This is a genomic window from Cupriavidus sp. LA-1 (assembly GCF_055385985.1).
The window spans coordinates 1,900,324-1,913,918 of sequence record NZ_AP031387.1; the positions used below are offsets into that span (position 1 = coordinate 1,900,324).

Sequence of the window (13,595 nt, forward strand, 5' to 3'; positions counted from 1 at the left end):
GAATCGCGGTCGCGTCCGCTTTTCGGTGGCGTCCGTCGCGCCAGTACGGGGCAACCGGGAAGCGACGGAGGAAAACACGCAATGGTGAAGAGTCGGACCCGCGCAGATGCCACCGCGTCGACGCGCGCTGTCATCTATCAACTCTGTGTCGCAGTGGATCAGTGTTATGCGTTGGATGTTGAGCAGAAGCTTCTGATCGAGCGGCTCGGTGACGTGACGATCGAGAACCAGACGCAGATCGAGATCAAGCACTACGACTTCGCTGATGCATTGACGGATGGGCATCCCAACTTCTGGAACACGTTGTATAACTGGATGGACGACCGCTTCCCGCAGGAAGACTACGCGTCGCTAATCCTCTACACGACCCAGCCGATCAGCGTTCACGCCCAACTCTTGCATTGGAATAAGGCTCCAGATGCGGATGCGCGTCTGCAATTGCTCACCCGTATTAATGCCGAGTTCGAAGATGCCTATCAGCAGCGGTATGCGAAGGACACTAAGGCTACGCCCAGCGACACCCTGGTTCGCCAGCGCTGGCTGCTGGAGCCCGTGCGTCGCGCCAGGCTGCGCGCCATCATAGCGAAATTCCACATCGAAGCGCGCACGGAAGCGTTGCCTGCACTCTACGAAAAGATCAAACGCAACAGAATACGCGGCCTCCTAGAAAACAAGGATCGTTATCTTGAAGCTCTGATTGGCTTTGTCTGTCAAGCAGACCTCCCGCGAACGGATCAGTGGGAAATCTCGTACGAGCAATTCGAGGCCAAGCTGACCGAGTTGAACTCTATCCACTGCAGGGGTACGCGGATATTTCCTGCAAGGCCAACAGTCGCCGCATCGCCTCCCGCGCGTACCAGTCGGCCCGACCTTTTCGTACAGAAGATCCATGCCATTCAGTATGGGATGGTCGTCACCGAGGCCGTCCGGGCTTACGAAGAGGCGGTTCATTCGATGGCTAATGACTTCAGCGTCTACCAGGTCGAGCCTGCCCGACTTGCACTCTACGCTGAAGAGGTCGAGTCGAACTTTCAACATCGCTACCGCGCCGCCTGCCGGGATTGTGGCCTCAACGTAATTTCCGATTCAAAGTCGTTTTACGACGAGAGGCATGCGGAAAAGGCACCGGATTTCCCCGGTTTCGAGAACTCACCGAGTTGGTTCCGCAACGGGTTGCTGCACATCAAGATGAACGATTCGAAGAAGCCACATCAATGGAAACTGCAGAAGGAGTAGAGGAATTCACGGAAGAGGCGGGCGACATCATCCAGCACTTGCAGACGCTGCATAACAACCCCTTCATCTTTGCTCAACCTATGGCGACCTTTTACACTGCCCTGTCGCTCAAAGAAGGTTCGCTACTGCTCGCGTATCTAGTGCTTCCCATCGTGCTGCAAGGGCAGGCGAGAAAAGTGCTCAAGAAGAATAGCAGCCGCACGACCCTTCGGTCCTTCCTGTCCGAACGCGATCGCATCTTCGGGCTGGAAAGCCGTGTGCAGGCATGGCGTGACATGACGAATACCACGGTCCAATACCTGACCGGGGCCAACGTTCTGACCATCGAGCCCAACCTGACGGTCCAATGCACAAAGGATGCTGACGTTGAGGACATCTCGCCGCCAGACGTGGCGGCATCCGCCAAGAAACTCGGAAAAATCTTTGCTCCCTATGATGTCCCCACTATCTATCGCATGCTTGGTGTGATGAAGCTATGAGAGCCCGTATCCTTCATATTGGCGTCATTGATAAGCAAGACCGCGTACATTCCGTCCCGTTCCACGACGGCGTGAACGTCGTGACCGGCCGCTCGTCGACAGGGAAGAGCGCCCTGATCGAGATCTTCGACTATTGCTTCGGCAGTTCTGAATTTACGGTACCCGTGGGCGTGATCACGGAACATGCTCATACCTATTTCACCGTCTTGAAAGTCGGAGCCATTGCGGTGGTCCTGGGCCGGCAGGCGAACTCCTCGCGCGCGTTCATCAAGGAGGAACGGGACGTCGAGCGTATAAAAGAAGATGTTAAGGTCCTGAGCATTGACTACTTCGACAAGGACTTCTTCCTGCCTCACGAGGCCTTCCTCAAGGAGGTCAAGCGCTTCTTCGGTCTCGACATCACCGATCTCGACGAAGACCTTGAGGCCCGTCGCCGACGCCGTTTCCAGCAAAGACTACCTACGCCTTCGATTCGTAGCTTTACCTCGTTCATGCTGCAGCACCAGAATCTCGTCGCGAACAAGCACGCGATTTTCTATCGCTTCGAGGAAAAGGAGAAGAGAGAGCAGGCCATCGATCATCTCAAAATCTTCCTGGGCTTTGTCAATCAGGAGTACTTTCTCAAGCAGCAGCAACTTACTGAGATCGAGCAGAAGATTCGTGCGCTGGAGCGGCTGCTCCCGAAACGCCAGGACGCGATCGACGCCGCACGGAAAGAACTCAACATTGCGCTATCGGAGTTCGAAGCCATTGCGGGAACGTCGTTAGGCATCGACATCGACGCCGCAATAGGCAATCCCGGTGCCGTACTCCAGGTCGTGGGTGCCCGACGAATCGAGCTGGTAGCCGATTCCGATGGCCACGTTCGCCGGCGTCAGCAGATCGAACTGGCGCGCAGCGATGCCACCCGTCGGCTGCGGGAGAAGCAGATTGAATTGTCAAATGTGGTCTCCTCGATCGAATTCGCGCAACGTTACGCGCAGAGCAACAGGGACACCGTCGTCCCCACCCGAGCGGAGTTGCACGCTGACGAGTGTCCCTTTTGCCATTCGCCAAACCACGTCGTGGAGGAGAGTGCTAACGCTCTCTCAGAGGCGATTCACTGGCTAAATGCAGAGCTGGCGCAGTCGAGTTATCGCCTGGATTCTTTCGAGGAGGAAAGGGCGCGAATCGGGAAGGAGTTAGCCATCATTCGATCCGAGGTGGCTGAACACAGCGCTCAACTTAAGAGCGCCGACGACCAACTCACAAAACTCGGCAGGCAGAAGGGACAATATGAGTTGTCCGTTGAGGCGAAGGTTCGGGTGGAGCAGGCACTGCGGAACATGGGTAAGGCCATGGGCCACGACGCGGATAACGAACTGACCGACTTGCGCAGCCAGGCGCAGATACTCCGCGGGGAGATCAAGGGCAGGTTCGACGTCCAATCAAAGCTCGAACAGGCAGAAGGCCGGATTCGGGAGATCCTGGCGATGTTGGGAAAGCGATTCGAGTTCGAGGAGTCCTACCAGCCAATTCGGCTCCGCTTCTCGCTGGGTACCTTCGATCTCTGGCATGAAACGGCAGATCACAAGGTGTTCCTTCGCTCCATGGGCAGTGGAGCAAACTGGCTGTCATGCCATCTGACGCTCTTTCTCGCCCTCCATCGCTACTTCTGCGAACTCGGCGACGCGTGCCATATTCCACCGATCCTTTTCCTCGATCAACCGAGCCAAGTCTATTTTCCGAGCATTCTGGATGGTGGAGAAGCGTTTTCACCGCAACAGATTGCAAAACAGGATATGAGCCGTTCGCCGGAGCGCCCAGTAGACGATGACGTGCGCGCGGTAACGAACCTGTTCGATGCACTTGTGCGCTATTGCCAGGAGACATACCAGGCGACGAAAATCATGCCGCAGATCATTGTCACGGACCATGCGGATCACCTGAAACTCACTGGCGCATCGACGTTCGAGTCGTTAGTCCGCGCGCGTTGGCGCCGGCGAAACGAAGGATTCATCAACGTTCAATCGTAAGCCAGACCAATACCATGCTGGAGCGTCGGCGGTCGTACCGGCGAAAGAATTGCGCGCTTGTGGCGCACGTCCGCCACGCCGGAAACGCGTACAGGATCAGACATATCAAGGAGAACCAACGTGCGTGTGGCGCGCCTAGACATCTCAAACTTCCGAGGTATTAAATCGGCAACACTCTTGTTTCCGAAACATGGAGTTCTCATCGGAGACAACAATACCGGCAAGACGACAGTGTTGGAGGCGCTGGATTTGGTGCTCGGCCCCGATCGCCTAAACCGCCAGCCTGCTATCGACGAGCATGATTTTTTCCAGGGCGTCTATATCGCAAAGAAAAAGGTCGAGCCTGGTGCAGAAAAGGGAGACGTTGCAGACGAGGCGGCAGCCGACCCCGCTGTCGACAGCACACCCAAAATAGAGATTGAGGTCACCGTTGCGGACCTGACCGAGGAGCAACAAGCAAAATTCGGCGACTACGTGGAGTTCTGGGATGCCGCCACGGACACTTTCTATGACGCCCCCGAACCCGCTGGCGTTGATGCTGCATCTATTACTGAGGCGCTCCGGATCACGTTCCACGGTTGGTACGACGCCGAGGAGGACGATTTTGAAGGCGCAACCTACTTCAGCAGAAGTCTTACGGAAGGGGAGCGGCCGGACTTCTTCTCAAAGAAGCATAAGCAACTCTGCGGCTTTCTATACCTGCGCACGGTTCGAACCGCATCACGTGCATTGAGCCTCGAGCGAGGCAGCTTGCTCGATATCATCCTGCGGCTAAAGGAAGCGAGACCGCAGATGTGGGAAGACACGCTCACAACCTTAGCCAATGTATCGGTGGCGAGCGATCCCCAGTTCGGTATATCGCCGGTACTCGAGAGCATCAACGTGGCATTGAAGAAGTACGTGCCAAAAGAGTGGGGCGTCGAACCGCACCTCAAAGTGTCGACCCTCACACGTGACCATCTGAGGAAGGTCATCACGGCATTCATCGCGACAGGTGACGGTCAGCATGCTGCGCCCTTTTACCGCCAGGGAACCGGAACGCTCAACATGCTGGTGCTGGCCATGTTGTCACAGATCGCCGAGAGCAAACAGAATGTCATTTTTGCCATGGAGGAGCCGGAGACTGCCATCCCGCCCTATGCGCAAAAACGAATTATCCATGAAGTCCGCAAGCTGGCGTCCCAAGCAATCTTTACCTCTCACTCTCCTTATGTGCTGGAAGAGTTTGCGACGGAGGAAACTGTGGTGCTCACGCGTGATGCAGAGGGAAATCTGGGGCAGCGGGCTATTTCCTTGCCGGACAACGTCAAACCCAAGCGCTACAGGCAGGAATTCCGCACCCGCTTCTGCGAGGGCCTCCTGGCGCGCCGCGTTCTCATCGCGGAAGGACCAACAGAGTATTCGGCATTCCCGGTAACGTGCCGCCGCCTGGCGGAACTGAATCCCGAAAGCTATCTGTCCCTTGAGGCGCTCGGGATTTGTATCCTCGACGCCGACGGCGAGAAGAATCTGCCTGGTATGGCGGAACTCTATCGAACGCTCGGCAAACGAACCTTTGCGCTGTGTGACAAGCAAGCGGACGACAACAAATTGCAGATTGAAGGCCAAGTCGACCTCCTGCTGATGCACGACGAGAAGGGCTTTGAGGATCTGGTCATAAAGGGTACGACTGAAGCTGCTCTGAAGCGATTCGCCGGTGCGCTGGATTGGCCTCAGCATTTGAAGCAACAATTTCCCGACCCCGAGGCACAAGCGAAGGACGCGCTCGTGGCGTACTTTGCGTGGTCGAAGGGCAATTGGGGCGTGGCGGACTTCTTGGCACAGTGCAGCGAAGAAGAGATTCCCAAGTGGCTTCGCGACGCGGCGATGCAGTTGAAAGAGACTTGCACCCCCCTCATTGTAGCGGGGAAGGAAGCCGTCCCGCTCGTTCAGGTCGATCTCGACGCCGGGGAAAATGTCGATGGAGCTGACTAAGGGCCAGCAGGCCGTCATGGACGCCGACGGCGATCTGCTCGTCACAGGCGGGCCGGGATCGGGTAAGACGACTGTCTCAATCTTGAAGGCCGCTCAGATTGCCGAGCGGTCGCTCCGCGCCGGTCAGCAAATCCTCTTTCTCAGCTTTGCACGCGCGACCGTTTCGCGTGTAGTAGAAGCTATCGAGCATGAGCAGCAGATTCCCGCAACCACAAAGCGGCGCATTGAAGTCGAAACCTATCACGCCTTTTTCTGGCGCGTCCTGAAAGCACATGGGTACTTGATCGGGCTGCCTCGCCGTCTTTCGCTCCTGACGCCACCCAATGAGGCTATCGCCCTTGCGGCCATCCGGGCAGGCTTTCCAGCCGGAAGCCTCACAGATGAACGGAGGCGGGAAAAGAGGACGGCCGAAGCTGTCGAACGCATGCGTCTGGCGAGGGAGGAGGGAAAGATATGCTTTGATCTCTTCGCTACGTTTGTCGGTGACCTCCTCCATGGAAGTGTCCGCGTGCGTCGCCTTGTTGCGACGATGTACCCTGCCATCTTGCTTGATGAGTTTCAGGACACCAATGAAGCGCAATGGCGGGTGGTCCGCGAGCTTGGTGAATTTTGCCGGTTGATCGCACTGGCGGATCCCGAACAACGCATCTATGACTGGATTGGCGCCGATCCGGCCCGACTGGATCATTTCCGCGACGCGTTTGAAGTCAAGGACGTTGACCTAAGTACGGACAATCATCGAAGCGCGGGAACCGACATTGCGGCCTTCGGTAATGACGTGCTTGCTGGGGAATTTCGACAAGCACAGTACGGAGGTATCGAGTTGGAAGTCTTTGTTTCTGCTCCTGACCCTGCCATGACCAAGCTGGCAACAACGATCTACGCCGCCAGACAGCGCTTGCTGAAGGCCAACGCTGACGGCTGGTCGCTGGCCGTCCTCGTGCCCACCAAAAAATTGGCTCGATTGGTATCCGACTCCCTGCGAAATCCTCCTGGAGGACTCCAAGCGATCCACCATAGCGCCACCCTTGAAATTGAAGGCGCAATACTTGCCGCAGAGATCATCGCGCTCATGCTGCAACCGTCGACCGGCCAGCAGCATTTCGCGCAATTCATTGATTTGCTATGTAACTACTATCAAGGAAGGAACGGAGATTCCCCGACGCTGGGCGCTCTAAAGGAGGCGCAAAGTATCAGGGATGCCTATGCGGAACTCCTGGAAAGACGTTCGACAGGAAAGCCACCTCGCCAGAACAGTGTCATCACTGCCATGTTGGCAGTCTATGAACAGGCCCGTGGACTCGTCTTAACGGGCGATCCTGACAAGGACTGGCGCGCGTTGCGCCAGGTGCTTGAAGACGGCCCTTGCAAGCGCCTCAAAGACGTTGCCGAAGAAGTCAAAAATCTACGACTACTCGATCGGGGCAGCCAACTCAGACAACAGCTTTCCGCGGATTGGCGTGAGAACCGTTACCGCGAAGCGCTCGCGATCGTCCGACAAGCTTTCGTGCAGGACCATTTCTCCGCGCGCAGCAAGCCGGAATCCGGCGTCGTAGTAATGAACATGCACAAGGCCAAGGGCAAACAGTTCGATGAAGTCATCATTTTCGAAGGCTGGCCGAAACGCGTTAAACGAGAGATAGTGGCAAATCCGGATCGGATCGTTCGTCTGAATCTCAAGGAGAATGCCGACAATCAGGCGCGCCAGAATTTCCGTGTGAGCGTTACACGAAGCAAACAGCGCACTACCATCTTGACCCCAGCGGACGACGCGTGCGTGTTGCTTCTGCCTTAGATGACCGGACCCACCTGCCAAGCAGACGCTTCTGTAGGGTGTCCTGGTCAGTAGAATCTCGAACTCACGGCGGACTTCCTCGACGCGATCGCCGGCGGGCTCGCCCAAACTGCTCCCCATCCCTGGAATCCGCGGATTTGAGTGCCTGCGTGTAGGCAATCGAGGGCGTCCAGCAAACGCCGTACGACCTGTCGGACCGTCGGAAGGTGATACTTGGGCGGGAAAGGGAAAATGCGATCGCCGAGCGCGAGGCTGAGTCCATCTCCATGCTCATTCCTAATCGCTCCATCAGCGACGCCGAAGGGGCAATCACCTACCATTGCTGACGCAGCGGCTGGCTGGTGGACACCTTACGTCGATTGCTTCTCCATTGGGAGAAGACGAAACGTCGATCAGCTAGCGACAGGGATTGGAAGCTCAGCGCGTTACGCCCTCGCCTTGCCGCGCGGGTATTGCATGCGACAGTTCGTCAGTCTGCCCGGTCATTGTCCTCACAGTCCTCTTTGCGTGGATCTCGTTTTTCTCGAGCTTTCTGCGACGCATGGATTCCTGAATCTGCTCAAGATTTCGCACAGCACCGCGTAGCGCGTCCTTGAGACCCGTTTCCGCATCGGTCACCTGCTGATGCAACCGTTTTCTTAGACGCTCGCACCCTAAAAGCTGCTCAAGATTCAGATCCAAGTTTGAATTCCCGCAATCGGACCCCCCGCGGCAGAATAGATGTCGCCCCGATAGAATTTGAACCCTGGGGGCGATGAGAGAGAGAGAAGTGGCTCGTTACGGGAAGGATTTCAAGGACCGGGCGGTAGCGCGGTTGTTACCGCCGGAGAGTGCGGCGGTGGAAGTGGTTGCAAGGGAATTGGGTGTGGCAGTGGCCACGCTGGAGCGCTGGCGTGCGGACGCTATGTCCATGCCTGCTCGCGAGCGGGCATGGACAGCGGCGGCCAGGTTTGAGGCGGTGCTGGCGACGGCTGCGATGGAAGAGGCCAGCAAGAACGCCTGGTGCCGTGAGAACGGTGTGTATCCGCAGGAGTTGGAGCAGTGGCGTGCTGCCGCCACGCAGGCGCTGGCGGAGCCCGAGGATGCGCGCGCCACCCCTCGCGAGACGAAGGCCGATCGGCGCCGCATCAAGGAACTCGAACGCGAGCTGCGCCGCAAGGAGAAGGCGCTGGCTGAAGCCGCCGCCCTGCTGATACTCTCAAAAAAGCTAGAGGGCATCTTCCCGAAGGACAAGGACGAGGACGCATGATCGGCCTGGAAGATCGCCACACGATGGTCCGCCATATCGAAACCGCGCATGCAGGCGGCGCTCGCCTGCGCCTGGCGTGCGAGGTGGCTGGCATAACCGTGCGCACTCTGCAACGCTGGAAGGCCCACGATGGCTTGGTGGTCGGCGACCGCCGCCTCGGGGCCGAACGGCCCACGCCCGCGCATGCGCTGAGCATCGAGGAGCGCGAACGCATTCTGGCCGTCGCCAATGAGCCGCGCTTCGCCGACATGCCGCCGGCGCGCATCGTGCCCATGCTGGCCGATGAGGGTGTCTACTTGGCCAGCGAATCGAGCTTTGGTCGGGTGCTGCGGGCCCATGGGCAGACCCGGCATCGAGGACGCGCCAAGGCGCCGCGCCAGAGCCGTCCGCCCACCACGCACGTGGCCACGGGGCCGCGCCAACTGTGGTGTTGGGACATGACCTACCTACCGGCCGAGGTCGCCGGGCGCTGGTTTTATCTGTACCTCATCCTGGACGTGTACAGCCGCAAGATCGTGGGCTTCGAGGTCCACGATCGCGACGACGCCGATCACGCGGCGCATCTGGTCAAGCGCACGGCGCTGGCCGAGGGCATTCATGCCATGGCGGCCAAGCCGGTGTTGCACGGAGACAATGGTGCCACGCTCAAGGCCACCACGGTGCTGGCGATGTTGCACTGGCTGGGCGTCAAGCCTTCGTACTCGCGTCCGCGGGTGAGCGACGATAATGCCTTCGTGGAAAGCCTCTTCCGCACGGCCAAGTACCGGCCGGAGTTCCCGTCCAAGGGCTTTGCCGATCTGACTGCGGCGCGTACTTGGGCGGCGCACTTCGTCCACTGGTACAACCACGAGCATCGACACAGCGGCATCCGCTATGTGAGTCCGGCACAGCGCCACGCCGGACAAGATGAAAAGATTCTCGCCGCGCGCCATGAGCTGTACGCCAAGGCCCGAGAGAGCAACCCGCGTCGCTGGTCACGCCACACGCGAGATTGGTCGCCAATCGGGACGGTCACGCTCAACCCCGAGCGCGAGATTGCCGTGCCCACCCGTATCAAGCCAGGCGCGGAAAACCAGCGTTTGGCTGCATGAATGAGGCGACATCTACCTTGACGCGCGCCGCGGAACATCCGGCGCTTGCCAAGCGGCAGACCACGCCTCGCAACAAACGTGTTGTGAGAGGCGGTGAATTTTACGTTTTCAGCGGCCCATTGAAGTCCACGCTCGACACGAGTAGCGGCTCGCACCGCCTGTTCGACGACGCGTGGAGGGTGACAATCGAGCGCCTTATCATCTTCATAGACGTCTGCCCGTCGCCTCACAGCCTTCGCCTTGCGAGTTCGAATTACGAACATTTGGCCCATTTCGCATCCCGAATCGCCCATTGCGCTGAATTTGGAGGGTTCTAATCGATATCCTTGAGAACAGCCAATCAGACCAGCGGTGAAGATCTCGAGCGTCGAATCAAACTCGGTAGGCCCTTGCTGAGGGCCGAGTGGCGAAAATACTTCTGACTACCTCAACAACAGGCTTCTGCAACTGATGGACAGGGTTGGGTACTCACCCAGTTCGGGCGCTGTCAATTCAATAGCGCGGCCTGCGGCGCAACGATCCTTGGAACTCGGGCGCTGGTCCTCCAGCAAAGGCCCTGAGCATTTGCCTTGCCCGTTCAAGCGCCGGCAGCAAATCTTCGCGGCCTCGCAAGCCGATCAAATCTCTTCTTCTTTGCACATCCTCCGCCGTTTCAGCGGACTGCGAGGCGTCTGCTTCGTGCATAGCGTCGGGATACCTGATCATCCTTGCCCTCTGGGTCGAGTCTCTGTTGTGTTGGCGAGCCGTTCGCAATGGCGTGTCATTCGTCGGCGCCTTGCTGGCTCATGTGGCGCTCCTTGCAGACGCGCCGGTGAGCCAAGTTTTCGCCTCCAGCGCCGCTTTGGCCATCTCCAGCCGAGACGACTCGATTACGGTATTCGACAAGGGCTTCCTAGCCGCCGAGATCCTGTGCGGACTCACCACCGGCGGCCACAATCGGCACTTCGTGATCCCAGCCAAGGCGAACACGCGCTGGGATGTCATCGAGGGCAAGCCCGACGATGGCCCTCGGCAGACTGCAGCCTCCGAAAGGCAGCGACCAGGAACAGTTTAGCCACGAATGCCGTAGCCTAAAAGCCGGACACCACGTCCTGTCGACGCATGGGAAATCAGTATGCTTACCATAGCAGGCGCATCGAACAAATTCTGTCCACAACGCCTGCTGCAGGACGCAGAATGGAAAGCGAGAAATTCTTTCGTTCGTCGCGCTGTCGCAACAAGGAGCCGCGCAGCCCAATGCCCGAGGGGCATGCGTCTGTCAATCCTTCTGAGTTTTAATCACGTACGCGCGCATTCGAAGTTGCCGCCGTTTCGTCAACGCTAACGACGTCGGCAAGGTATCCGGGAACGCGGCGTCCAGGTTGCTAAGCACGCCCAGCCCACGCATGACTTTGATGAGAGTCGACAACCGAACATCGCGACCGGCCTCAATGTCACCCACCGCGGTACGACCGACGCCAGAGCGTTTCGCGAGCGCCTCAATAGTGATGTTGCGCTCCAAACGCCGGAAGCGGAGCCGCATGCCAATCTCTTGGGCGATCTCGTCGCCTGTCAGTGCGTTTCGAATAGCAGGCATAGTGAGCAAAAAAGGTCAATAACGCCCGCGTAGGCAGGCATAACGGTTGGCCGCAATGGCTCGTGCGGATTTCTGCTGTCAGGCTCTCAGATACCACTCGTTGGACCCATAGATGCGCCTGGTGGTGTCGACATCGCGCTTGTAGCCCATCTCCTCCGTAAAACCGGCGTCGCGCAGCACCTGGCGTACGATCATGAGATCCGCTTGATCATTCCAATCCAGCGTGTAGACGCAGATGACATGACCGTCGTGGTATCGGCGACCGATCGCGGTCGATACCTTCGCAAGGAAGATCTTCTCATCAGCAGCAAGACCCTGGATCGTTGCCCATGATTCATCGATCTCGTGCTCGGAGCGAAATATGCACCATTTCCCGGTGGACTCGTTGGAATCGAAGGACTTCAACGAAGGGGCGGCCACATGCAGCCATACATCCTTTTCATTGAGGGAGGGACGGTCGTCTTTCATGGTTGCTTCTCGATTTGCAGTGATTTAAGCAGGCCGGGTGCGGGTTTCCAACGCCTCGTCCCAGTGGGGTAAGCGGCATGCCACTAGTCGTTGCGTCGCGTGCGCGCGCCCTGTGTATGAAGCAGATTGCGCTGGCGTCAAGTCCACGCGCGCGGCCTGATGAAATGCATCCAGGATGTATTGCGCCGGCGGAATTGCCGTCATGCGTGCCATACGGCCGGATGCCGTCACCACGGCGGCGGAGAACTTCCGCAAAACCAGCGGACTAGGAGGCGCTACCAATGCAGCGATGAGCCGGTCGTGGCGAATCATTACGGTCGCGCCTTGCGCATTGGTGGCCTGCAGCCGATCCGCCGTGACCTCACGCGCGATGAACGTCTTATCAGCCGCACGTAGCGCGTTGAATGCAAGATCCTTCGCTGCGTCGTTTGCGGCCCAGAGCTGAAGGACCAGAGGCACCGGCACATTGCTGGCATTTGCCGGGACACACAGGTGCACACCGGCTTGGGCCGCGTAGGCGAACAGCGCGCAGTCGCCGGCTACCAGAACCTCAAGGTGCAGGCTGAGTCGATCCATCGCCGCGAGGATTCGCTCCAGCAGCGCCGGCACGTTGCCGACACGCAGGGTGCGGTTCATGCGGTTATGAACCGCCATCTGTTGGCGTAGTGCCCGCAGATGGTCTTGCGCCGCGCGCTTGCGGGTCATGAATTGCTCATACGTGGATTCGGTTGCGGCCGACCGACGACCCAGGGAGCGCTGGCGATTGTCGCTGCTGGTCTGGATCAGGTACTCATGACCCTTGGTGGTTCGCCAAAGCATGCCGCCGCTACACGCATCCACGCGGGCGCGCGCCGCTTCGCAGGCTTCGAATACGGCCGTGGCATCGATGTACTGACGCAATGCCTGCTCGTCCAGTCCGATCCAGTCGGCCATACCAGTACTGTGTAAAAGAGGAGGTGAGGGCGGTATTGCGCACCGAGCATCGGGCTGGACAGCACAATAACTGAAAGACATGGAGATGCGTCGATGGCAGGGTGTAAAGAAACGGCGAGGAGGGCGGTTCTTTACTGCGGTGCGCACCAGGGCTGAAGAGCTCCAGCCGTGATGGCGCAGCGAAAGAAATCGCGTACACGACCGCGCAGGACCGCGCCGCGCACTTCCAGATAATCGGCCACCACGTGGCAGTCGCCGTTGTCCATCGGTTCCGGATCCAAGCCCGGGAGCTGCGTCTCGACGAGATGGCAAATCAGGCGGATCTCGTCGGTATTTAGATCGGTTTCGCCCAGCCTGCGGCCCTGGTCGGCCAGTGCCGCAGGGCGTTCATCAACGGCCTTCGCCCGCATCAAAGCCAGCAAGCGGTCGTGGTGATAGCGCAGGTAGTCCAAGCGCAACCCCGCTTCTCCCTCTACGGGCGCCGGTGATACCAAATACATGTCTCCCGCAAATGCCAGGGGTACAGCGAAGCCCATGACATGACTCAGCTTGCGAAGGTCGGGGGGAAAGTACTTGCCGGGCAGCAAGTTCTGGGAATTGGAGACTGGCCAGTTGAATGCGCTCATTGTTGATGCTTGATGCGGTGAAACCTAGTGAAGTGACGCCCCGTCCGTCAGCGGATCTTGCGGAGCCGGACGCTAGTCGGGCACGGTTTATGGCCGGTGAGGCACCAAACCCGGTCCAGACCCAGAAATAAAGTTGGCGAACTTTAACTTTAG

The 13,595-nt window shown here is 58.5% G+C and carries 11 protein-coding genes and 2 pseudogenes; 7 read left to right on the plus strand and 6 right to left on the minus strand.

What is annotated here, in order from left to right:
• Positions 1 to 81: 81 nt before the first annotated feature.
• The 5 genes from ACZ5MJ_RS08960 to ACZ5MJ_RS08980 all read left to right on the plus strand — a co-directional run bounded on the left by ACZ5MJ_RS08960 (position 82) and on the right by ACZ5MJ_RS08980 (position 7,499).
• The gene (locus ACZ5MJ_RS08960) at positions 82 to 1,236 is read left to right on the plus strand and encodes a hypothetical protein (RefSeq protein ID WP_464223484.1); all 1,155 of its coding nucleotides are present in this window, start codon (positions 82 to 84) and stop codon (positions 1,234 to 1,236) included.
• Positions 1,215 to 1,715: a three component ABC system middle component gene (locus tag ACZ5MJ_RS08965; RefSeq protein WP_464223485.1), complete on the plus strand. Its 501-nt coding sequence runs from the start codon at positions 1,215 to 1,217 to the stop codon at positions 1,713 to 1,715. The genes ACZ5MJ_RS08960 and ACZ5MJ_RS08965 overlap by 22 nt, the downstream gene beginning before the upstream one ends.
• A complete protein-coding gene (locus tag ACZ5MJ_RS08970) occupies positions 1,712 to 3,730 on the plus strand; it encodes a DUF3732 domain-containing protein (RefSeq protein WP_464223486.1) in 2,019 nt (672 codons plus the stop codon). Before ACZ5MJ_RS08965 ends, ACZ5MJ_RS08970 begins: the two co-directional genes overlap by 4 nt.
• Positions 3,731 to 3,850: 120 nt before the next feature.
• A complete protein-coding gene (locus ACZ5MJ_RS08975; protein ID WP_464223488.1) occupies positions 3,851 to 5,704 on the plus strand; it encodes an ATP-dependent nuclease in 1,854 nt (617 codons plus the stop codon).
• Positions 5,691 to 7,499 (plus strand): UvrD-helicase domain-containing protein, encoded by a 1,809-nt coding sequence (locus ACZ5MJ_RS08980; RefSeq protein WP_464223489.1) that lies wholly within the window; start codon positions 5,691 to 5,693, stop codon positions 7,497 to 7,499. The genes ACZ5MJ_RS08975 and ACZ5MJ_RS08980 overlap by 14 nt, the downstream gene beginning before the upstream one ends.
• 417 nt (positions 7,500 to 7,916) lie before the next feature.
• Here ACZ5MJ_RS08980 and ACZ5MJ_RS08985 read toward each other — a convergent pair whose 3' ends face one another.
• Positions 7,917 to 8,180 carry a hypothetical protein gene (locus ACZ5MJ_RS08985; protein WP_464223490.1) on the minus strand — a complete coding sequence of 88 codons (264 nt, stop codon included), beginning with the start codon at positions 8,178 to 8,180 and terminating at the stop codon, positions 7,917 to 7,919.
• A gap of 88 nt (positions 8,181 to 8,268) precedes the next feature.
• Between ACZ5MJ_RS08985 and ACZ5MJ_RS08990 the strand changes: the two genes are divergently transcribed.
• Positions 8,269 to 9,839 (plus strand): IS3 family transposase gene (locus ACZ5MJ_RS08990; protein ID WP_464223491.1). Its coding sequence is split into 2 segments (ribosomal slippage): positions 8,269 to 8,698 and positions 8,698 to 9,839, totalling 1,572 coding nucleotides; the frame shifts between segments, so codons are not numbered across the junction.
• Between the two features lie 44 nt (positions 9,840 to 9,883).
• On the opposite strand, the pseudogene ACZ5MJ_RS08995 reads toward ACZ5MJ_RS08990, so the two are convergent.
• Positions 9,884 to 10,132, minus strand: a pseudogene (locus ACZ5MJ_RS08995) (type II toxin-antitoxin system CcdA family antitoxin); the annotation flags it as partial.
• 566 nt (positions 10,133 to 10,698) lie between these two features.
• Here ACZ5MJ_RS08995 and ACZ5MJ_RS09000 point away from each other — a divergent pair.
• Positions 10,699 to 10,878, plus strand: a pseudogene (locus ACZ5MJ_RS09000) (IS4 family transposase); the annotation flags it as partial.
• A 219-nt stretch (positions 10,879 to 11,097) separates the two neighbouring features.
• Here ACZ5MJ_RS09000 and ACZ5MJ_RS09005 read toward each other — a convergent pair.
• The 4 genes from ACZ5MJ_RS09005 to ACZ5MJ_RS09020 form a co-directional block, all read right to left on the minus strand.
• Positions 11,098 to 11,361 carry a helix-turn-helix domain-containing protein gene (locus ACZ5MJ_RS09005; RefSeq protein WP_464223492.1) on the minus strand — a complete coding sequence of 88 codons (264 nt, stop codon included), beginning with the start codon at positions 11,359 to 11,361 and terminating at the stop codon, positions 11,098 to 11,100.
• A 132-nt stretch (positions 11,362 to 11,493) separates the two neighbouring features.
• Positions 11,494 to 11,883, minus strand: a complete 390-nt coding sequence (locus ACZ5MJ_RS09010) for a putative phosphothreonine lyase domain-containing protein (RefSeq protein ID WP_464223493.1) — start codon at positions 11,881 to 11,883, stop codon at positions 11,494 to 11,496.
• Positions 11,884 to 11,907: 24 nt separating this feature from the next.
• Entirely contained in the window at positions 11,908 to 12,816 is a 909-nt protein-coding gene (locus ACZ5MJ_RS09015; protein ID WP_464223494.1) for a nucleotidyltransferase family protein, read from the minus strand.
• A gap of 131 nt (positions 12,817 to 12,947) precedes the next feature.
• Entirely contained in the window at positions 12,948 to 13,442 is a 495-nt protein-coding gene (locus tag ACZ5MJ_RS09020; RefSeq protein ID WP_464223495.1) for a hypothetical protein, read from the minus strand.
• Positions 13,443 to 13,595: the final 153 nt, after the last annotated feature.